Genomic DNA, 20,664 nt, shown 5'->3' with positions numbered 1-20,664 from the left:
GAATGCCGTTCAAGGAAGGTTTTTCGTATCCTGCATCATACCCGGCATCATGTTCTGGTTCAGGTGATACATCACCCATAGCGATCCCGACAGCGTAATCACGACCAGCACGATAGTGAAAATCAGCGACAGCAGGTTCCAGCCGCCCTCGGACTTCCCGTTCATGTGCAGGAAGTAAATCATATGCACAACGATCTGAATCGCGCCCAGAAAGAGAATCATGATCGCGGTAGTGCTCGATTTCTCGAACACCCCGCCCATCACGAACCAGAACGGAATGGCGGTGAGCACGACCGACAGGATGAAGCCGGTCGCATAACCGCGCAGCGTGCTGTGCGGCCCTTCGTCGCCATGATCGTGGTCGTGATCGTGTCCGTCGGCATCGTGCATCGTCGAGTCGTGGGTGCTCACGGCAGCACTCCCATCAGATAGACAAACGTGAAGACGCCGATCCACACGACGTCGAGAAAGTGCCAGAACATCGACAGGCACATCAGCCGGCGGCGGTTGGGCGCCGTGAGGCCATGCTTGCCGACTTGCACCATCAGCGTGATGAGCCAGATGATGCCGAACGTGACGTGCAGCCCGTGCGTGCTCACCAGCGTAAAGAACGACGACAGGAACGCGCTGCGCCACGGGCCTGCGCCCTCGTGAATGAGGGTCGCGAATTCGTACAGTTCCAGCGAGAGGAACGCCGCGCCGAGCACGCCGGTCACGGCGAGCCAGCCGAGCACGGCACTTTGGCGGCGCTTTTGCATCTCCAGCATCGCGAACCCGTAGGTGATCGACGAGAGCAGCAGGAAGGTCGTATTCACCGCGACGAGCGGCAGTTCGAACAGCTCTGCGCCGGTCGGCCCGCCCGCGTAGTTGCGCCCGAGCACGCCATACGCCGCAAACAGACAGGCGAAGACGAGACAGTCGCTCATCAGGTAGACCCAGAAGCCGAGCAACGTCCCGTTGGGCGGGTGATAGTCGCTCGTCATCATGAACTTCAGATCGCCGTCGCGCGGTGGACTCGGCGTGTGGGCCCCGAGCGGGGCGCCCCCAGGCGGGAACGTTGCGGTCGTATCAGACATGCTGGGCGAGCAGTCGCGTGCGCGCTGCCTCCGTGTGTTCGACCTGATCGGCCGGGATGTAGTACTCGCGGTGATAGTTGAACGTGTGACCGATCGCGACGGCGAGCAGCGCCACGAACGCGACGATCACCACCAGCCACATGTGCCAGATGAGCCCGAAGCCGCAGACCGTTGAAAGCCCGGCGAGGATGATGCCCGCCCCGGTGTTCTTCGGCATGTGAATCGGGAGGAAACCATTCTCCGGACGCTTGAAGCCGTGCTGCTTCATTTGCCACCAGGCGTCGTTATCGTGAATGAGCGGCGTGAAGGCGAAGTTGTAAGCCGGCGGCGGCGATGACGTCGACCACTCCAGCGTGCGGCCATTCCACGGGTCGCCGGTATCGTCGCGCAGTTGCTCGCGGCGCATGAAACTCACCACGAGCTGGATGATGAAGCATCCGATGCCGATGGCGATGAGCAGCGCGCCCACGGCGGCGACCTGGAACCAGATCTGCAGCGACATATCGTCGAAGTGGCTCATGCGCCGCGTCACGCCCATCAGACCGAGCAGATACAGCGGCATGAAGGCGACGTAGAAGCCGATGAACCAGAACCAGAACGAGCACTTGCCCCAGAACGGATCGAGCCGGTAGCCGAAGGCTTTCGGGAACCAGTAAGTGATGGCCGCCATGATCCCGAAGATCACGCCGCCGATGATCACGTTGTGGAAGTGCGCGATCAGGAACAGGCCGTTATGCAGCGAGAAGTCCGCTGGCGGCACGGCGAGCAGCACGCCGGTCATGCCGCCGATGACGAACGTGATCATGAAGCCGACCGTCCACAGCATGGGCACTTCAAAGCGGATACGGCCGCGATACATGGTGAACAGCCAGTTGAATATCTTGGCCCCGGTCGGTATCGAGATGATCATCGTGGTGATACCGAAGAACGAATTCACACTGGCGCCGGAGCCCATCGTGAAGAAGTGGTGCAGCCACACGAGGTACGACAGCACGGTAATCACCACCGTCGCATAGACCATCGACGCGTAGCCGAACAGCCGCTTGCCGGAGAACGTGGAGACGACTTCGGAGAACACGCCGAACACCGGCAGCACGAGAATGTAGACCTCGGGGTGGCCCCAGATCCAGATCAGGTTCACGTACATCATGGCGTTGCCGCCGAGATCGTTCGTGAAGAAGTTGGTGCCCGCGTAGCGATCCAGTGCCAGCAGAGCGAGCACGGCGGTCAGCACCGGGAAGGCGGCCACGATCAGCACGTTGGTGCACAGCGACGTCCACGTGAAGACCGGCATGCGCATCATCGACATGCCCGGTGCGCGCATCTTCACGATGGTCACGAGCAGGTTGATCCCCGAGAGCAGGGTGCCGATCCCCGCGATCTGCAAGGCCCAGATGTAGTAATCGACGCCCACGTCCGGACTCTGCAACACGCCGGACAAGGGCGGATACGCCAGCCAGCCAGTGCGCGCAAATTCGCCGACGAACAGCGACATCATCACGAGCACGGCACCGCTCGTCGTCATCCAGAAGCTGAAGTTGTTGAGGAACGGAAACGCCACGTCGCGCGCACCGATTTGCAGCGGCACCACGAAGTTCATGAGCCCGGTCACGAGCGGCATCGCCACGAAGAAGATCATGATCACGCCGTGCGCCGTGAAGATCTGGTCGTAGTGGTGCGGCGGCAGATACCCCATGTTGTCGCCGAACGAGACCGCTTGTTGCAGGCGCATCATCGCGGCGTCGGCAAAGCCGCGGAGCAACATGATGATGCCGAGGATCACGTACATGATGCCGATCTTCTTGTGATCGATGCTCGTGAACCACTCACGCCACAGATAGCCCCAGAGTTTGAAGTAGGTGATGGCGCCCAGTACGACGATGCCGCCGATGGCCACACCCGCAAACGTCGCGAGCAGGATCGGTTCGTGGTACGGGATAGCCTCGATCGTGAGGCGGCCGAAGATCAGCTTGACGATGTCCATAAGCGAGAGCCTGGGATCATTCGCGCGCGAGGCGCATCATTGTCGAGGGTTGCGCGCGGTGTGCGTCACTGCGTGAGCCCTTCACCGGGGGCACGTGGCATGCCGGAAGCGAACTGCACGGTGTTCTGCGCCGTGCACATCGCATTGGCAAGCAACGCGTCGGTCCTGCCTGCGGGCGCTTTGCTCGCGTGCTGGTGATTGGGCTGGTCCATCATGTCTTTCAGGCAGGGCTGCCCGGCCTGCACGCAACGGTTCAGGATCGCGTCATAGAGATCGGGCGCGACATCGCCGTAGTAATGCACGGGAACCCATTCGCTCGGCTTCTCGAGCGCGAGGTACTTGTCGCGCGAGAGGTTGTCGCCCTTCGCCTTGACCTGTTTCACCCAGGCGTCGAAGTCGTCTGCCGAGAGACCGTGGAACTTGAATCGCATGCCCGAGAAGCCCGCCCCGCTGTAGTTCGCGGAGAAGCCGTCATAAACGCCGGGCTTGTTGATGATCGCGTGGAGCTTGGTCTCCATGCCGGGCATGGCGTAGATCTGACCGGCCAGCGCAGGAACGAAGAACGAGTTCATCATCGTGGTCGATGTGATCTCGAAGCGGATCGGCCGATCTACCGGCGCCGCCAGCTCGTTGACGGTGGCAATTCCCTGATCGGGATAGAAGAACAACCACTTCCAGTCCATCGCGACCACTTGCACCGTCAGCGGGCGCGTGTCGGGGAGCAGATCGCGTCTGGCGTCGATTCGCTCGAGCGGCCGGTAGGGATCGAGCTTGTGCGTGCTCACCCAGGTGAGCGCTCCCAGCGCGATGATGATCAGCAGCGGCGCGGCCCAGATGAGCAGTTCGAGCAGCGTCGAGTGATCCCATTCGGGGGTGTAGACGGCGTTCTTGTTCGAGGCGCGATAGCGCCACGCAAAGAGTAATGTCAACACGATCACCGGAACGATGATCAGCAACATCAAGACGGTGGAAACGATGATGATGTCCCGCTGCCTTACCGCGAGATCGCCCGATGGCGACATCAATACGGTATTGCATCCGGACAGCAACGCGGCGGCGGGGAGCAAAAGTACCCCGCGAACGAACTTGGGGGAAGTCATGCTGCGATCGATGGAACCGTAGCCTTAGACCGGACCCATCATGGCCCCCACACTCTGATGCATCAATCTAGGGTAAACCCTATAGCGTCGATTCGCGATACCTGCGATGCTTTTCTGGCACGAGTGTCATGGTCATCCCGATCCGCAAGGGGGTCCGATAATGTCAAGCAGTGCTCATCAAACGCCGACGCCGCAGGGCGTCACCGTCGCGACGACGGCGCATGATCACGGGAGCAAGTCCCGCATTGCGCCGGAGGAAATCGCCGTCGGTGTGGTCGTCGGACGTACCTCCGAGTACTTCGACTTTTTTGTGTTCGGTATCGCCGCTGTCCTCGTCTTTCCCCACGTTTTCTTTCCGTTCGCCGACGGGCTGAAAGGCCTGCTGTACGCGTTCACGATCTTCTCCTTCGCATTTATCTCGCGCCCCTTCGGCACCGCGTTGTTCATGAACGTGCAGCGCCGCTGGGGGCGCAGTGTGAAGCTCACTGCAGCGCTGTTCGTACTTGGCACGGCCACGGCCGGCATGGCTTTCCTGCCGGGATACGCCGTGCTGGGCGATCGCGCGATCTGGCTGCTGGCATTTTTCCGCCTGGTTCAGGGCATCGGTTTCGGTGGTTCGTGGGATGGTCTGCCATCGCTGCTCGCGATGAACGCCCCACCGCAACGGCGCGGCTGGTATTCGATGATGGGGCAGTTGGGCGCACCGATCGGCTTCATCATCGCGGCCGGTCTGTTCCTGTTCCTGCACTGGAGCCTTGAGTCCGACGACTTCCTCACATGGGGCTGGCGGTACCCGTTCTACGTGGCGTTCGCCGTGAACGTGGTGGCGCTGTTCGCGCGGCTGCGTCTGGTGGTGACGCACGAGTACACGGAGATGCTGGAAGAAGGGCAATTGGAGCCGATCAGCACGCGAGAGATGATGCGCTCGCAGGGCTACAACATCTTTCTCGGTGCGTTTGCCGCGCTCGCCAGCTACGCGCTGTTTCACTTGGTGACGGTGTTCCCCCTGTCGTGGATTGCCCTGCAAAACACACAGGATCTGAACAGTGTGTTGATCGTGCAACTTTGCGGGGCGGCGATTGCGATTGTGTGCACGGTCATTTCCGGACGCATCGCCGACCGCATCGGCCGGCGCACGACGCTCGGCCTTTTCGCCATTTTCATCGGCGTGTTCGCGCTCTTCGCGCCGTTCCTGATGGGCGGCGGATCGACACAGCAGGACATCTTCATTCTGGTGGGCTTCGCGCTGCTCGGTCTGTCGTATGGGCAGGCAGCCGGCACGGTGACGTCAAACTTCGAGCAGCGCTTCCGCTACACCGGGGCGGCGCTTACGACCGACTTCGCGTGGCTGTTCGGTGCGGCGTTCGCGCCGCTGGTGGCTCTGGGGCTGTCGTCCGAGTTTGGTCTGGTCGCCGTGAGCGCCTATCTGCTCTCGGGCACGGTGTGCACCTTGCTGGCCCTGCGGATCAACAAAGCGTTCGAGACGCGCGACTGACGTCGGGCACTACCTCATGTCTTGCCGACGGCGCGACGGGTTCGCGCCGTTTTCAATGCCTGCGGGAAACTCACACGTCTTGCAGCATGGCGGCGATGGCAGCCGTAATGCTGTGTGTGCGCGAATCGTGCTCGCGATGAATCATGCCGACCGTGCGCAGCAAAGGTGGCTGCGCAATCGGCACGATGCGCAAGAGCGGGTCGGATTGCCAGTCGCCACGATGCAGCAGCGGCAACACGGACACGCCGACGTTCTTGCGAACCAGCGCCACGATCGTCTCGATGGAGTTCAACTCCAGGTACTCGGTCACGCCGAGCTTCGCCGCGCGCAATGCCTGCTCGACCACCATACCGGTGCGAACGCGTCGGTCGAAGCGCAAAAACGCGTGCTCATCGAGAATGCGCTGCGGTTCAGTCTCGCCGGGTTCCGTCTCGATCACGTCGCGATTCACGACCATGACCATCGGCTCGGTGTAGAGCGGCGTCCACACCAGCCCGTCGGCCCGCGCCTCGTCGGCACGGGCAACCACGGCGGCGATATCGACCTCGCCTTGCTCGACGAGATCGGTGAGTTCGTCGGAGCGCGCAGAGGTGAGGCGCACGTCAAGGCGAGGGTGCGCCGTCTTCAGTTCGGCAACCACGAGCGAGAGGGCGCCGATGACCGACACCACCGCACCAATGGTCACGGGCCCCTGCATGGCATCGATCGGCGTGGCGGTCAGCTCGGCCGTGAGCGCCAGAATCTGCTCCACGCGAGGAAACAGATCGCGCCCCTGCCGCGTGAGCGTGATTTGCCGCCCGCGCCGGTCGAACAGCCGCTGGCCGACGGCGTCTTCAAGCCCGCGCATTTGCAGGCTGACGGCCGCCTGGGTGAGCGCAGCGCGCTCGGCCGCCGCCGCAAACGAACCGGTTTGTGCCACTAGCCGGAACGTCTTCAACATTCGCAATGTGAGCATCTGGAAGTTAAAAATAATTTACGAATGAAAAAGAAATATTAATATTTCCTTTGATCGCGTGGGAGACATAATCGTGTCATGCCCATCCCTCATGACCGGCTCGCCGGGATGCAGGGCGGGAAGACCGACCCACACAACGCGCCCATGACCATGCCCGCAGACGCTGGGCCGGTGCTCGATGTCACCGGACTATCGCTGAAATTCTCCAAGGCGCCCGACGCGCCGAACCTGATCGACGGGGTCTCGTTTGCCGTGCATCCCGGCAAGACGCTGTGCATCGTTGGCGAATCGGGCTGCGGCAAGAGCGTGACGTCGCTCGCGCTGATGGGGCTGCTGCCAAGCCCGCCGGCGAATATCGTGGCCGGCCGGGCGATGTTCGAAGGCCGCGATCTGCTGGCGCTGGACGAGCGCAAGTTCGCCGACCTGCGCGGCAATCGGCTGGCGATGATCTTTCAGGAGCCGATGACGTCGCTCAATCCGGCATTCACCATCGGCCATCAGATCGAGGAAGGCATTCGCCGACATCGGGGGCTTGACCGGCGCGCTGCACGCGCCGAGGCGCTCGACATGCTCAAACGGGTGCGTATTCCCGCACCGGAAACCCGGCTCGACAACTATCCGCACGAACTCTCGGGCGGGATGCGCCAGCGCGTGATGATTGCCATGGCGCTGGCCAACCGGCCCGCGCTGCTGATTGCCGACGAGCCGACCACGGCGCTCGACGTGACGATTCAGGCGCAAGTGCTCACGCTCATTCAGACGTTGCAGCGCGAAACGGGAACCGCTGTCGTGCTCATTACGCACGATCTGGGTGTGGTGGCCGAGGTCGCCGACGACGTTGCCGTGATGTATGCCGGACGCATCGTCGAATATGGCACGGCCGACGAGGTCTTCGACGATCCGCAGCATCCGTACACCATCGGCCTGATGGGGGCGATTCCCTCGATCGGCAAACGCGAGGGCACACTCGCCACCATTCGCGGCGCCGTGCCGTCGCCCGAGCGCATGCCCGCCGGTTGCCGCTTTGCGCCGCGCTGCCCCTTCGCGCAAGCGCGTTGTACGCGCGAAGCACCGGTCGAGCGCACCTTGTCCGGCGCGCATCGCGTGGCCTGCTGGCTCGCGCCGGTCGAAACGCTCACGCCGCCGGCTACGCCGTTGGAAGAGGTCACCGTATGAACGCCCCATCCCCGCTGCTGGAAGCGCGCGACCTGACCAAGCACTTCGGCGGACATCGTGTCGGTTTTTCCCGTGCGCCTACCGTGTATGCCGTGAACGGCGTGTCGTTCGCGGTGCAGGCAGGCGAGACGTTCGCCATCGTGGGCGAATCCGGCTGCGGCAAATCCACGCTGGGCCGGCTGTTGTTGCGTTTGCTCGACGCCACACGTGGCGAAGTGCGCTATCAGGGCGAAGACATCATGACGCTGGGTGCCGGGGCGATGCGTCGTCTGCGGCGCGAATTGCAGATCATTTTTCAGGACCCGTTTGCGTCGCTCAATCCGAGCATGACGGTCGGCAGCCTGATCGGCGAGCCCATCGCGCTGCATGGACTCGCGCGCGGGCGTGCCCGGGACGAACGCGTCGCCGAGCTGTTGCGCACTGTGGGCCTGCAACCGGACTATGCCCAGCGCTTTCCCCACGAATTCTCCGGCGGACAGCGTCAGCGCATTGGCATCGCCCGCGCGTTGGCCGGCGAGCCACGCGTGATCATTGGCGACGAACCGGTCTCGGCGCTCGACGTTTCCGTGCAGGCGCAGGTCATCAACCTGCTCGAACGGCTCAAGCACGACTTTGGCCTGACGCTCATCATGGTCGCCCACGATCTGGCCGTGATCCGTCACATGAGCGACCGTGTGGCCGTGATGTACCTCGGCGAGATCGTTGAACTGGCCAGCGCCGACGCGCTATTCGACAACCCGTTGCACCCCTATACACAGGCGCTGTTGCAGGCAATTCCGGCGAGTCGTCCGCACCTGCGGCGCGAGCGTGCACCGTTGGGCGGCGAATTGCCGAGTCCGACGGCGCCGCCGCCGGGCTGCCGTTTTCATCCGCGCTGCCCCCATGCGAAGGCGGCGTGCCGCGAGCAGCGACCCATCGACGAAGTGCTGCCCGACGGGCGGCAGGTGGCTTGCCACTTCTGGCGCGAGATTCAGAACGCGGGCGCTAGCCCGGCGCGCGCGGCGGCACCCAGCGAGAAGCTGGGAGAACGCCTGGCGCTGTACCGCGCCAGGCAGGCGCAGGCCGACGCGACGATCATCGGATAACCACACCTTCACTCCCCATCACACACAAGGGATCTCACGCATGCGAAACGTTTTGCTCGATCTTGTTCTGGCGGCGTCTCTGACGGCCGGTGCAGCCTCTGCGATGGCGCAGTCGACCCTTCGCATCGGTTTGCAGGAGGACATTGGTTCGCTCGATCCTGCGCGCAGTTCGCAGGTCGTCGACCGCATGGTGCTGCGTTCGCTGTGCAGCTCGCTGGTCGATATCGGCACCGATCTGAAGTTCGTGCCAATGCTTGCGACGTCGTGGAGCGTGAGTGCGGATGGAAAGACATGGACGTTCAAACTGCGTCAGGGCGTGAAGTTCCACGACGACGAGCCCTTCAACGCACGCGCCGTCAAGGCGAACCTCGACCGGGCGCGCAGCCTGCCGGCGAGCAATCGCAAGAGCGAATTGTCCTCCATCGATCATGTCGATGCGATCGACGACACGACGGTCAACATTGTGCTCAAGGCGCCGGATTCCGCGCTGCTCGCCACGCTGTCCGACCGCGCGGGGATGATGCTCGCGCCCAAGACGCTCACCGACGACGCTGCCGTGCAGGCCCACCCCGTGTGCTCAGGACCGTACAAGTTCGTCCAGCGCGTGCAGAACGACCGCGTGGTGCTGGAGAAATTCGCAGGCTTCTGGGACGCCGACAAGTATCCGACGCAAAAGGTCATCTTCCTTCCGATTCCCGACACGACCGTGCGACTGGCCAATGTGCGCTCGGGATCGCTCGATATGCTGGAGCGCCTCTCGCCGTCCGACGTGAAGTCGGTCAAGCGTGATGCCAACCTGAACTTCATCACCATCGACGGGCTGGGCTATTACGGCCTCACGTTCAATGTGGCGGCAAATGCGCCGAAGGCGTTGCGTGACAAGCGCGTGCGTCAGGCGTTCGATCTGGCGATCGATCGCGACGCCATCAATCAGGTCATCGGTGGCGGCATCTTCACGCCGGCCAATCAGGCACTGCCGCGCTCGGGCCAGTACTACGACACGTCGATCAAGACCACCAAGCGCGACGTCGCCCGCGCGAAGGCGTTGCTCAAATCGGCCGGCTTCGAGAAGGTCGACGTCACGCTGAGCTTTGGCAACAACACCGTCTCCAATCAGATGGCGCAGATGTTGCAGGCGATGCTCGCCGAAGCGGGCATTACGCTCAAACTGCGGCCGATGGACTATGCGGCGGCGCTCGACGCGGCACATCGCGGCGACTTCGACGTGCTCTACAACGGCTGGTCGGGACGTGTCGATCCGGACGGCAATCTGCATCAGTTCGTCACTTGCAAGGGCAACCTGAACTATGGCCAGTATTGCAATGCGGAGGTCGACAAGCTGCTCAACGACGCCCGCGTGAAGTCCAGCGTGGCCGAGCGCAAGCCGCTGTACGACGCCGCCAACAAGATTCTGGTCGACGAGAATCCCATTCTTTATCTGTACGTACAGCCGTGGCCATACGTGCTCAGCAAGAAGGTGCAGGGGTTCGTCGCGTATCCCGACGGCTTGATTCGCCTGCGCGGCGTGAGCCTGAAGGGATAACGGGATCACGAGCCGGGTCATCGGGAAAAGGAGAAGAGTTCGCCATGCTGCGCCTCGTCGTTCATCGTGCGCTGGTCGCGATCCCCACACTCATCATCGTGTCGATGATGATCTTCGGGCTTCAGAAGATGTTGCCCGGCGATCCCGTGCTCGCGATGGCCGGCGAGGACCAGAACCCGCAGGTCATTGCCGCGCTGCGAGAGAAGTATCACCTCGACAAGCCGTTGCCCACGCAGTACGCCCTCTGGATTGGCGACGTGCTGCACGGCAATCTCGGCGCCTCGCTGCGCACGGGCGAGCCGGTCACGACGCTGATCGCGCAGAAGTTGCCCGTCACGCTGCAACTGGCGATGTTCGGGCTGGTGATCGCCATCGGGATCGGCATTCCGCTCGGTATCCTGTCGGCGGCGAATCGCGGCAAGGCCATCGATTACGGCGCGAACGTGCTGGCCTTGTCGGGCATGTCGATCCCGAACTTCTGGCTTGGCATTCTGCTGATCTTCCTGGTCTCGGTGCGCTGGCAGTTGCTGCCCTCGTCCGGCTATGTGCCGCCGGGCGAAGATCTGTGGATGAGTTTGAAGACGATGGTGATGCCCGCCTTCGTGCTCGGGGCGGCGCTGGGCGCACAGTTGATGCGCCACACACGCAGCGCCATGCTCGGTGTGCTGCGCACCGACTACATTCGCACGGCGCGCGCCAAAGGGCTCCTGCGCGGCACGGTGGTGCTCAAACATGCGCTGCGCAATGCGCTGATTCCTATCGTGACGGTGCTCGCGTTGCTGTTCGGCGAGTTGCTCGCCGGTGCCGTGCTCACCGAGCAGGTCTTCACCATTCCGGGCTTCGGCAAGCTGATCGTCGACGCCGTGTTCAACCGCGACTATGCCGTGGTGCAGGGTGTAGTGCTGGTGACGGCGGTGGGCTTCATCGTACTGAACCTGCTGGCCGACGTGCTTTACGTCCTGCTCAATCCGCGCCTGCGTCGCGCCTGAGACCTATCCGAACATGGCCGCATTGCCAACCACCTCTTCCGCATCGTCTGTACCCGAAGGCACGGCTACCGCCACGACGGTGGCCGTCACCGAGCGTTTGCCACAACGCCGCCATCGCGGTCTGCGCAAGTTCGCGCGCAACCGGGCGGCAGTCGCGGGCGCGGTGATCGTGGCGTTCGCGGTGATCGTCGCGATCTTCGCGCCGTGGCTCTCACCCTACGATCCCATCGCCACGAGCTTCATGACCGTGCGGCAGGCGCCCAGCGCACTGCACTGGTTCGGCACCGACGAACTGGGCCGCGACGTGCTCGCGCGCATGATCTTCGGTGCGCGGGCGTCGCTCGCGGCGGGTGTGGTGTCCGTCGGTATTGCGGTGATCGTTGGCGTGCCGCTGGGGTTGCTCGCCGGGTACTTCGGCCGTTGGGTCGATGCGATCGTGTCGCGACTGGCCGACGCGTTGTTGTCCATTCCGTTCCTGATCCTCGCGATTGCGATGGCGGCGTTTCTGGGCGCGAGCCTGACGAATGCGATGATCGCCATCGGCGTGTCGGCGATGCCGCGTTTCGTGCGGCTGGCGCGAGCCCAGGCGCTGACCGTCAAGGCAGAGGAGTATGTCGAAGGCGCGCGCGCCATCGGCCTGACCGACACGCGCATTATCGTGCGCTACATCCTGCCCAACGTGCTGCCGCCGATCATCGTGCAGGCGAGCCTGACGGTGGCGACCGCCATCATTGCCGAGGCGAGTCTGTCGTTTCTGGGGCTGGGGCAATTGCCGCCGTTGCCGTCGTGGGGCTCGATGCTCAATACGGCCAAGGACTTTGTCGAACAGGCGCCCTGGATGTCCATTTTTCCCGGTATCGCGATTTTTCTGACGGTACTCGGTTTCAACCTGCTGGGCGACGGCTTGCGAGACGCGCTCGATCCGCGCGAGCAATAACGCGGCGAGCCGCGAGGTCATCGTTGGCAATTACCCGGCAGGCCCATTCCAACCATTAGAGACAGAGGTCAACAGTTAGTCCCATGACGCAATTCAATTGGCAGAATCCGTACCCGACGCCGCGCCTGCCGGTGTTCGCCCGCAACATCGTGTCGACATCGCACCCGCTGGCCGCACAGGCCGGCCTGCGCATCCTGTGGCAGGGCGGCAATGCCGTCGACGCGGCCATTGCCGCCGCCGCCTGCATGACGGTCGTGGAGCCTGTATCCAACGGCCTCGGTGGCGACTGTTTCGCGCTGATCTGGGACGGCAAGGAACTGCACGGCCTGAACGCCTCGGGCGTTGCCCCGGCCGCGTGGAACATCGACTATTTCCGCAAGAAGTACGGCGAGCAGCATGGCATCGCCAAGCAACCGACGCGAGGCGTCGACACCACCACCGTGCCCGGTGTCATCGCCGGTTGGGAAGCCTTGCATGCGAAGTTCGGCAAATTGCCGTTCGCGGATCTCATGGCGCCGGCCATCGAGATTGCGGAGCGCGGCCATGCCGTGGCGCATATCGTTGCCCGCAAATGGGCGGCGGCCGTGCCCGAGTTGAAGGATTTGCCGGGCTATGCGCAAACGTTCATGCCGAACGGTCGTGCACCGACGACGAGCGAAATGATCCGCCTGCCGGGCCACGCGTGCACGTTGCGCATGCTCGCCGAGCAGGGGCCGCGCGCTTACTACGAAGGCGAGATCGCACAGCGCATCGCCGCGTGGTCTGGCGAGCATGGCGGCGCCCTGACGACCGACGATCTGCGCAACTATCGTGCCGACTGGGTCAAGCCCATCGAGAAGGACTATCGCGGCTACACCGTGCATGAGATTCCGCCGAACGGGCAGGGCATCGCGGCACTCATGGCGCTGGGCATTCTCGAGAAGTTCGATGTGTCGCGTCTGGCTGTCGATCGCGTGCACTCGCAGCACTTGCAGATCGAAGCGATGAAGCTCGCGTTCGCCGATCTCTATCGATATGTGGCCGATCCGCGTTCGATGGAAGTCACGCCCGAGCAGATGCTCGATGACGCTTACCTAACTGCCCGTGCCAAGCTCATCAACCCCGAGCGCGCATCGCAGTTCGACTTCGGCATGCCGAAATCCGGCGGCACGATCTACCTGTCGTCGGCCGACGAGCAGGGCATGATGGTGAGCTTCATCCAGTCGAACTACATGGGCTTCGGTTCCGGTGTCGTGGTGCCCGATCTGGGGATCGCCTTGCAGAATCGTGGCTGCGGCTTCTCGATGGACCCGAAGTCGGCCAACGTGGTCGAGGGCGGCAAGCGCCCGTTCCACACGATCATTCCGGCGTTCCTCACGCAGAAGGTCGATGGGAAGCACGAGGCCGTGATGAGTTTCGGCGTGATGGGCGGCGACATGCAGCCGCAAGGCCATCTGCAATCCATCGTGCGGATGCTCGACTACGGCCAGCAGCCGCAGGCGGCATGCGACGCACCGCGCTGGAAGGTCAATCGCGATTTCACCGTCGATATCGAATCGACGCTCGACCGCGAAACGGTGGAGGGGCTGGTCGCGATGGGCCATCAACTCAAGTCCATCGACGACCCGTACATGGACTTCGGCTCGGGCCAGTACATCTGGCGTCTGGATCGCAACGATCCGGAGCGCGGCTACGTTGCCGCCAGCGATAGCCGCCGCGACGGTCTGGCCGCCGGCTACTGATCAGGAGTTCGCCTCTCCTGCGGCGCGGGCCGCACGGTGCGCTTCGTACCGTGCGCCCACGCTGATCATGAACGCTGCGACGCTGGCGAGGAACACCGGCAACGCGGCGATCATGAACAGATGCTGCGGGTCCCAATGCAGGGCCAGCAGTACCCCTCCGACGATCGGCCCGACAATGGAGCCGATGCGGCCGATGCCCAGCGCCCAGCCGACTCCGGTGCCGCGAATCGCCGTCGGATAGGTGCGCGCTGCCAGCGCGTTTGCGCCGATCTGCCCGCCCACCACGCAGAATCCTGCGCCGAAGATGGTCGCGGCCAGCACGTTCACCGACGTTCCTGCGAGACCCACCAGCACGATACATCCCGCTGCGCATAGATAGACCACGCCGAGCGCCTTGAACGGCGATACACGGTCGAACACTCGCCCCAGCGTGAGTGTTCCGAGGGTACCGCCGATCTGGAGCATCGATGTGATGAGCGCGGCCGTATCCAGCGCGATGCCCGCGTCGTGTATCACGGTGGGCAGCCAACTCGACAGGAAGTAGAGATCCATCAGGCTCATGAAGAAAATCACCCAGAGCAACAGGGTGATGCGTGCGCGTTTGTCGGCGAAAAGTGCGCTCACGCCCGTGCGAGACGCGGCGTGCAGATCGGTGCCACCGTCGATCTGCGCATCGGCGGGCAGGTCCGGCGCGAGCTTGCGGAGCACGCGTCGCAGACGTGCCGGGTCCTTCGCGCGAACGATGAGAAAACGCGGCGACTCCGGCAGACTGCGCCACGCGATCAGTGCGGCAAGCAGGGGCAGCACGCCGCCCACGATGAAAACGGATGGCCAGCCGAAGTCGCGAATCAGTCCGGCGGCGGCGAGACCGCCCAGCGCGGCGCCCAGCGAGAAGCCGCAGAACATCACCATGATGGCGGTCGAGCGAACGCGTTCGGGGGCGAACTCGCTGGTGAGCGCGATGGCGTTCGGCATGACGCACCCCAGACCAATGCCCGTGGCGAGCCGCAGCAGGAGCAGCGACGTGACCGACTGGGCGAGTGCGGTGGCCAGCGACATGGCGCCGAATATCAGCATGCCGGCGATGAGCACCGGACGGCGTCCGATGCGATCCGATACCGGGCCACCGACGAGCGCACCGAGCGTAAGACCGACGAGACTCGCCGAAAACACCGGGCTGAGCGCCGAGCGCTCGATGTTCAGCGCATGGACAATGGCCGGCGCGACATAGCCGATGGCCTGCGCGTCGAAACCGTCGAGAAAGACGATCAGCGCGCACAGCGCCGTGACGAATATCTGATATCGGCCAAAGGGTCGCTCGTCGATGAGCGCGCGCAGATCGATGCGGGGGATGGGCATCACAGTGTCTCCATGAACGGCCTCGTTGGCGAGGCTCTGTCGTAATAGCAAAAGCGTGCGCACCCGGCGGCACGCACGCATGGTCGGCGTTGATTCGGTTGCTTCGCCGGCGTCGCCTAGCGGGGCGCGCTCGCTGCGTTCAGCGATTCGCGATTCAGTCCGGCAACGTTTTTGTAGCGATTTGAGATCTCTGCGAGGTCGGCCGCGCTGATCACATCCTCGATGCGGGAGAACGGCTTGTCGCCGCTCAGTTCATGCACGGTTTGCAGGATGGCGTCGGGCGGCGCCTTGCGGTTCATCAGCACGACGTCGGCCGTGGCCTTCCCGCGAATCTGTTCATAGGCGTCGAGCGCGGCGGGGGTGAGGCCATGTTCGCGCAGTTGCGCGGCAAGACACGGCGCATCGAGAATCGCCTGCCCGGCGCCGTTCGAACCGCGCGGCACCATCGGATGCGCCGCGTCGCCAAGCAACGTGACGCGCCCGAAGGTCCAGCGCGGCAGCGGGTCCTGATCGACCATCGGGTATTCGAGGATGGTCTCCGTCGACTCGATCATGCCGGCCACGTCGAGCCAGTCGAAATGCCAGTCGGCGAACGCGGGGAAGAAGTCTTCCAGGCGTCCGACGCCATTCCAGTCGCGCCGCGCGGGCCGGGGCGCCTCGATCTCGGCGACCCAGTTCACCAGTTGATTGCCACGACCGTCGACGTTGTTGCGAATCGGGTAGATCACCATCTTTCCGACCGAGAGCCAGCCCGCGCGGACCATCGACGCCCCGGTGAGGAACGGTGGCAGCACCACACTGCCACGCCACATGTTCACGCCCGAATAGCGTGGCGCGCCCTCGGTCGGATAGCAATGTTTGCGCACCACCGAGTGGATGCCGTCGGCCGCGATGAGCAGGCGTGCCCTGACGGGTGCCCGCGTATCGCCTTCGGGCGCTTCGAACGAGATCGTCACTTCCGCGTCGTTCTGCTGGAAGCCGGTGCAGCGATGTCCTTCGACGACAGCGTCGTGACCAAGGCGCTCGCGCACGGCGGCCAGCAGCACCCCTTGCAGATCGCCGCGATGAATGGAGAACTGCGGCCACGCATATCCGGCGTGTTCGCCCGCCGGTTCGCTGTAGACGAACTGACCGAAGCGGTTGTAGAACGCGGATTCACGGGTCGTGACGGCGACTTCGCGCAGGGCGGGCGTCAGACCGAGTCCGTCGAGCACGCGAGAGGCGTGCGGCAGGATATTCACGCCCACGCCAAGCGGGCGGATCTGCGCCGCGGCCTCGTATACCCGGCAGGCGATGCCGGCCTCGTGCAGGCTGAGGGCGAGGGTCAGGCCACCGATGCCGGCGCCGACGATGGCCACATCGATCGATGAGGACATGATGCGTGTCTCCTGAGCGGCAATGCGCTAATGGTTCTGGAATGGGCACCATTAAACCGCGTCGTCAGTCATTGGAGAATTTTGATTATCATATGAATTCATATCTATTATTTATGAGTCTCTCGTGAACATCTCACTGCGGCAGTTGAAGGCCTTTGTGCTCGTAGCTACGCTCGGCAACTTCACGCGGGCGGCGGAGCGGCTGCACATTACGCAGGCCGGGCTGTCGGTGATGATGCGGGAGATCGAGACGCAATTCGGCAGCCGGTTGTTCGATCGCACCACGCGCAGCGTGACGCTCACGGAGGCCGGGCAGGCATTGTTACCCGTGGCGAGTGCGGCAGTCGGCCAACTCGATGCCGTCGCGGGGCAGATCGCAGCGTTCGGGCAGGCGCAGCGCAAGACACTGCGCATCGCGGCCACGCCGCTGGTGTCGTCTCACCTGATACCGGAGTGGTTCGGGGCATTTCGAACGACGCATCCCGATGTGGACGTGCGGTTGCACGAAGCGGAACTCGCGCAGGTGCAGGGGCTGGTGGAGCAGGGCGAGGCCGATATCGGCTTTGGCTTCTTCACGAAGGCGTCGCACGGTATCGAGCGAACCTTGTTGCAGTCGTTCCGGCTGATGAAGGTCTCGGCAGCGGGCAAGCGCCTGCCGCGCAAAGCGACCCGGGGTGCCGGGGCGGACGATGACGCTCGCGCGGGGTGGGAAGCGCTGCGCGACGAAGTGCTCATCGGCCTGCCGCCGGACAATCCGATCCAGCAGTTGGTGGAGACTCACCTCGCGCGCATTGGCCGCGCCGATGAACCGCGCACCATGTTTCGCCGCTTCGAAACGTTGATCGGCATGGCCGAGGCGGGCCTCGGCACGGCCATCATGCCGACGTTCGCGTTTCCCGCCTGCCGTCATCGTGCGGTTCGCTGCGAGGTGCTCGCTCACCCCGAGGTCACCCTGGGCTTTCATCGCATCGTGAAGCGTGGTCGCTCGAAGCCGGAACTCTGGCGGCAATTCACCGAGCTGGCAGTCGAGTCGATGCAACGGATCGACGCCATGGCGCAAGCCCGGTGAAACGGTGAAGTGAACGATCGCCTGCCGCCGTCAGGGGATGCTGTGAGGACTGGCCGGGGGGAGCGGTGGGGGTTGGTACACACTGATTCCTCTCGGATTCCTACACGGCGTTACGACATCCGGGATACGTGAAGCTTGCGTTGATTCATCGAATCGTCACAGTTCACCCGCAATAATCACGTCGCACGAGGAATCTACAACTAATTCGGCGGCCGATCTACTGCGTCAACTCACGCGTGGCACCGGGCGCCGGTGCGACCCGGGGAAACGACGCAATGACGATCCGTCATCGAATAACGCTATTGGTGATCCTGACGTTTGTCGCGCTTTCGATCATTGGTGGCTACGCGGTCTATCAGACTCGCGCCAGCGCCCACAAGGTGCGGCAGGTTACGGAAGGCGTCGTGCCGAGCGCACTGGCTTCCGCCGATCTCGTCTCGCAAGTCAAGGCAGTGCAAATTGCCACCATGACATTGGTCTACGCGCCGGACGACACCGTCGTGGAGCAGGCGCTCGAGAATCTCAGGAAGCTGCGTGGCGACATCGACCGGTCGCTGGCGCGTCAGGCCGAAGGTGCCGCGAGCGACGCGCAGAAGGGATTGGTGACGCAGGCCCGCGAAAGCGTCGAGAACTATTTCAACGCGATCAACGATACCGCCAAACTCAAGCAGGCGGGCAAGACGGAGATGGCGCAGGCGTTCCTCTTCGCAATGGTCGCGCAATATCGCGACGAACTCGAAGGCGTGGTCAATACGCTGCGCGTCGAGAAAAACCGCCAGAAAGATTCGGCCATCACCACGCTCAACGACACGCTCTCCACGACCACGACGGCGATTGCGCTCGTGACCGGGCTGGCGATCGTGTTGCTCACGGCCATCGGCGCACTGCTGTACCGCCAGATCACGCGTCCGCTGTCGCGCATGCAAGCCATGATGAGCGAGATCGCCAATAGCCAGGACTTCACCCGCCGTGTGCCGGTCGGCCGCATGGATGAGATTGGGCATTCGATCGTGGCGTTCAACGGCATGATCGAGAAGATTCAGGAGCGCTCGGCGCAACTCAAGCAAAAGACGGCCGACATTCAGGCGATGTTGCAGAACATGCAACAGGGCATTCTGACGGTTATCGACGGCTCGAAGGTGCACGGCGAATACTCGGCTTATCTCGAAGCCATCTTCGAGACGCAGGACATCGCCGGTCGCCCCGTCATGGAATTGGTCTTCGGTGATAGCGATCTGGGCTCGGATGCACTCTCGCAGGTCGAAGCGGCTATCGATGCCTGCATCGGCCAGGACGCCATCAACTTCGCGTTCAACGAACACCTGCTGGTCGGCGAGATCGGCAAGCGCATGCCGGACGGTCGCGTCAAGCAACTCGATCTGACGTGGTCGGCGATTACCGACGAGAGCGACACGATTCTGCGCCTGATGCTATGCGTGCGCGATGTCACGGAACTGCGCGAACTCGCCGCCGAGGCCAACGAGCAGAAGCAACGCCTGGAGATGATCGGCGAGATTCTGGCGGTGAGTCAGGAGAAGTTTCACCACTTCATCGAAAGCTCGACCGATTTCATTCGCGAGAACGAACGTATTATCCGTAAGCATTCGCAAGCAGATAGCGCAGCTATCGCGGAGCTGTTCCGCAACATGCACACCATCAAGGGCAACGCGCGCACGTACAACCTGCAATATCTGACCAACGTGGTGCACGAGACCGAACAGCGCTACCACGAGCTGCGTCAGCCCGACGTCGCCCGTCTGTGGGATCAGGACGGTCTGATGCGCGAATTGGAGCGTGTGCGCGAGGCGGTCGATACCTATGCGCACATCAACGAGATGAGCCTCGGACGCAAAGGGCCGGGCAGAACGGCCGACGAGCAATCAATGGTGGTCGACCGCGCGCACATTCGCGCCAGCCTGCGCATGCTCGAAGCGGCCGACCCGAACGATCCGATGCAACTGGTGGCCATGCGCGACGCCGTTCACCAGACGTTGCGTCTGCTGGGCACCGAAGGCGTGGGCGAAGCGCTGGGTGGTGTTCTGGACTCGCTGCCGTCGCTCGCTGCCGAACTTGGCAAGCCGGCCCCTGCCGTGCGGATCGACGACAACGGCTACCGCCTGCGCTCGCCGGCCGTGCGAATTCTGCGCGACGTGTTCATGCACTTGCTGCGCAATTCGATGGATCACGGGTTGGAAGGGGCAGACGAGCGCCGTGCGAAGGGCAAGCCGGCCGCAGGCACCATCGACATCGAAGTTGGCCTCGATCACAACATGCTGCAAGTCACGCTCACGGACGATGGCCGCGGACTCGCGTTGCATCGTATTCGCAACATCGCCGTGCAGCGTGGCTGGATTACGGCCGAGACGTATGTGACGGACGAGCAGATTGCCCAGTTCATCTTCCGTCCGGGCTTCTCCACGGCGGCGCAGGTCACCGAGGTGTCGGGGCGCGGCGTGGGCATGGACGCAGTGCAGGACTTCGTGCGCCGCGAACACGGCCGCATCGAACTGCGCTTCACCGACGAGCGAAAGGGCGCCGAGTTCCGTCAGTTCCAGACGGTGGTGTGTCTGCCCGACAACCTCGTGGTCGACGGCTTCGACCTGAACAGCGTGGCGGCCGATGCCGTCGACCTCCCGGCCATCGACGCCGGCGAGCGCTCCGCCTCACATGGCGGTTTGTCGCAGGCCGACAAGGTCTGAGAAGGGTTGAAAGGGTTGAGGCTGGGTCGCACCGTTTGGCATAGCAAGCACGATGGGCAAGGCGGCGCAGGCCCCGCGGGTCTGCCGCCGCCGTGCCGCT

General features: G+C 63.4%; 16 protein-coding genes. 9 read left to right on the top strand and 7 right to left on the bottom strand.

The window, feature by feature from the left end; genetic code table 11:
- Positions 1 to 9: 9 nt before the first annotated feature.
- The 4 genes from cyoD to cyoA form a co-directional block, all read right to left on the bottom strand.
- Positions 10 to 411 (bottom strand): cytochrome o ubiquinol oxidase subunit IV, encoded by a 402-nt coding sequence (gene cyoD / locus PI93_RS23100; RefSeq protein WP_039372272.1) that lies wholly within the window; start codon positions 409 to 411, stop codon positions 10 to 12.
- Entirely contained in the window at positions 408 to 986 is a 579-nt protein-coding gene (gene cyoC / locus PI93_RS23095) for a cytochrome o ubiquinol oxidase subunit III (protein ID WP_370834729.1), read from the bottom strand. The genes cyoD and cyoC overlap by 4 nt, the downstream gene beginning before the upstream one ends.
- A gap of 82 nt (positions 987 to 1,068) precedes the next feature.
- Positions 1,069 to 3,060: a cytochrome o ubiquinol oxidase subunit I gene (gene cyoB, locus PI93_RS23090; protein WP_039372268.1), complete on the bottom strand. Its 1,992-nt coding sequence runs from the start codon at positions 3,058 to 3,060 to the stop codon at positions 1,069 to 1,071.
- A gap of 65 nt (positions 3,061 to 3,125) precedes the next feature.
- The gene (gene cyoA / locus PI93_RS23085; protein WP_052240783.1) at positions 3,126 to 4,160 is read right to left on the bottom strand and encodes a ubiquinol oxidase subunit II; all 1,035 of its coding nucleotides are present in this window, start codon (positions 4,158 to 4,160) and stop codon (positions 3,126 to 3,128) included.
- A gap of 160 nt (positions 4,161 to 4,320) precedes the next feature.
- Between cyoA and PI93_RS23080 the strand changes: the two genes are divergently transcribed.
- Entirely contained in the window at positions 4,321 to 5,655 is a 1,335-nt protein-coding gene (locus tag PI93_RS23080) for an MFS transporter (RefSeq protein WP_039372267.1), read from the top strand.
- A 70-nt stretch (positions 5,656 to 5,725) separates the two neighbouring features.
- On the opposite strand, the gene PI93_RS23075 is transcribed toward PI93_RS23080, so the two are convergent.
- The gene (locus PI93_RS23075; protein WP_039372262.1) at positions 5,726 to 6,610 is read right to left on the bottom strand and encodes a LysR substrate-binding domain-containing protein; all 885 of its coding nucleotides are present in this window, start codon (positions 6,608 to 6,610) and stop codon (positions 5,726 to 5,728) included.
- A gap of 150 nt (positions 6,611 to 6,760) precedes the next feature.
- Here PI93_RS23075 and PI93_RS23070 point away from each other — a divergent pair, with 150 nt between their 5' ends.
- The 6 genes from PI93_RS23070 (at position 6,761) to PI93_RS23045 (ending at position 14,061) form a co-directional block, all read left to right on the top strand.
- Complete coding sequence (locus PI93_RS23070) at positions 6,761 to 7,786, top strand: ABC transporter ATP-binding protein (protein WP_407945373.1); 1,026 nt, start codon at positions 6,761 to 6,763, stop codon at positions 7,784 to 7,786.
- Positions 7,783 to 8,871 carry an ABC transporter ATP-binding protein gene (locus tag PI93_RS23065; RefSeq protein ID WP_039372259.1) on the top strand — a complete coding sequence of 363 codons (1,089 nt, stop codon included), beginning with the start codon at positions 7,783 to 7,785 and terminating at the stop codon, positions 8,869 to 8,871. Before PI93_RS23070 ends, PI93_RS23065 begins: the two co-directional genes overlap by 4 nt.
- 40 nt (positions 8,872 to 8,911) lie before the next feature.
- Positions 8,912 to 10,414, top strand: coding sequence for an ABC transporter substrate-binding protein (locus tag PI93_RS23060; RefSeq protein WP_039372256.1), 1,503 nt, complete (start codon positions 8,912 to 8,914; stop codon positions 10,412 to 10,414).
- 44 nt (positions 10,415 to 10,458) lie between these two features.
- Positions 10,459 to 11,403 (top strand): ABC transporter permease, encoded by a 945-nt coding sequence (locus PI93_RS23055; RefSeq protein ID WP_039372254.1) that lies wholly within the window; start codon positions 10,459 to 10,461, stop codon positions 11,401 to 11,403.
- Positions 11,404 to 11,416: 13 nt separating this feature from the next.
- Positions 11,417 to 12,340 carry an ABC transporter permease gene (locus PI93_RS23050; protein ID WP_236105739.1) on the top strand — a complete coding sequence of 308 codons (924 nt, stop codon included), beginning with the start codon at positions 11,417 to 11,419 and terminating at the stop codon, positions 12,338 to 12,340.
- Positions 12,341 to 12,423: 83 nt separating this feature from the next.
- Entirely contained in the window at positions 12,424 to 14,061 is a 1,638-nt protein-coding gene (locus tag PI93_RS23045) for a gamma-glutamyltransferase family protein (protein ID WP_039372251.1), read from the top strand.
- On the opposite strand, the gene PI93_RS23040 is transcribed toward PI93_RS23045, so the two are convergent.
- Positions 14,062 to 15,420 (bottom strand): MFS transporter, encoded by a 1,359-nt coding sequence (locus PI93_RS23040; RefSeq protein WP_039372248.1) that lies wholly within the window; start codon positions 15,418 to 15,420, stop codon positions 14,062 to 14,064.
- A gap of 116 nt (positions 15,421 to 15,536) precedes the next feature.
- Positions 15,537 to 16,796, bottom strand: a complete 1,260-nt coding sequence (locus PI93_RS23035; protein ID WP_039372246.1) for a flavin-dependent oxidoreductase — start codon at positions 16,794 to 16,796, stop codon at positions 15,537 to 15,539.
- A 124-nt stretch (positions 16,797 to 16,920) separates the two neighbouring features.
- Here PI93_RS23035 and PI93_RS23030 point away from each other — a divergent pair, with 124 nt between their 5' ends.
- Positions 16,921 to 17,865, top strand: coding sequence for a LysR family transcriptional regulator (locus PI93_RS23030; RefSeq protein WP_039372245.1), 945 nt, complete (start codon positions 16,921 to 16,923; stop codon positions 17,863 to 17,865).
- Positions 17,866 to 18,140: 275 nt separating this feature from the next.
- The gene (locus PI93_RS23025; protein WP_052240782.1) at positions 18,141 to 20,564 is read left to right on the top strand and encodes an MCP four helix bundle domain-containing protein; all 2,424 of its coding nucleotides are present in this window, start codon (positions 18,141 to 18,143) and stop codon (positions 20,562 to 20,564) included.
- Positions 20,565 to 20,664 lie beyond the last annotated feature (100 nt).

This window comes from Pandoraea fibrosis, assembly GCF_000807775.2.
Lineage (GTDB): Bacteria > Pseudomonadota > Gammaproteobacteria > Burkholderiales > Burkholderiaceae > Pandoraea > Pandoraea fibrosis.
This window is presented reverse-complemented; position numbering and strand designations above follow the sequence as displayed.

Bases quoted from the DNA above. Each gene is read 5' to 3' on its own strand.
- PI93_RS23055 (WP_039372254.1), top strand. From the start codon at position 10,459: ATGCTGCGCCTCGTCGTTCATCGTGCGCTGGTCGCGATCCCCACACTC.
- PI93_RS23045 (WP_039372251.1), top strand. From the start codon at position 12,424: ATGACGCAATTCAATTGGCAGAATCCGTACCCGACGCCGCGCCTGCCG.
- PI93_RS23035 (WP_039372246.1), bottom strand. From the start codon at position 16,796: ATGTCCTCATCGATCGATGTGGCCATCGTCGGCGCCGGCATCGGTGGC.
- cyoA (WP_052240783.1), bottom strand. From the start codon at position 4,160: ATGACTTCCCCCAAGTTCGTTCGCGGGGTACTTTTGCTCCCCGCCGCC.
- PI93_RS23050 (WP_236105739.1), top strand. From the start codon at position 11,417: ATGGCCGCATTGCCAACCACCTCTTCCGCATCGTCTGTACCCGAAGGC.
- PI93_RS23040 (WP_039372248.1), bottom strand. From the start codon at position 15,420: ATGCCCATCCCCCGCATCGATCTGCGCGCGCTCATCGACGAGCGACCC.
- cyoB (WP_039372268.1), bottom strand. From the start codon at position 3,060: ATGGACATCGTCAAGCTGATCTTCGGCCGCCTCACGATCGAGGCTATC.
- PI93_RS23065 (WP_039372259.1), top strand. From the start codon at position 7,783: ATGAACGCCCCATCCCCGCTGCTGGAAGCGCGCGACCTGACCAAGCAC.
- PI93_RS23070 (WP_407945373.1), top strand. From the start codon at position 6,761: ATGCCCGCAGACGCTGGGCCGGTGCTCGATGTCACCGGACTATCGCTG.
- PI93_RS23075 (WP_039372262.1), bottom strand. From the start codon at position 6,610: ATGCTCACATTGCGAATGTTGAAGACGTTCCGGCTAGTGGCACAAACC.
- PI93_RS23060 (WP_039372256.1), top strand. From the start codon at position 8,912: ATGCGAAACGTTTTGCTCGATCTTGTTCTGGCGGCGTCTCTGACGGCC.
- cyoC (WP_370834729.1), bottom strand. From the start codon at position 986: ATGATGACGAGCGACTATCACCCGCCCAACGGGACGTTGCTCGGCTTC.
- PI93_RS23080 (WP_039372267.1), top strand. From the start codon at position 4,321: ATGTCAAGCAGTGCTCATCAAACGCCGACGCCGCAGGGCGTCACCGTC.
- PI93_RS23025 (WP_052240782.1), top strand. From the start codon at position 18,141: ATGACGATCCGTCATCGAATAACGCTATTGGTGATCCTGACGTTTGTC.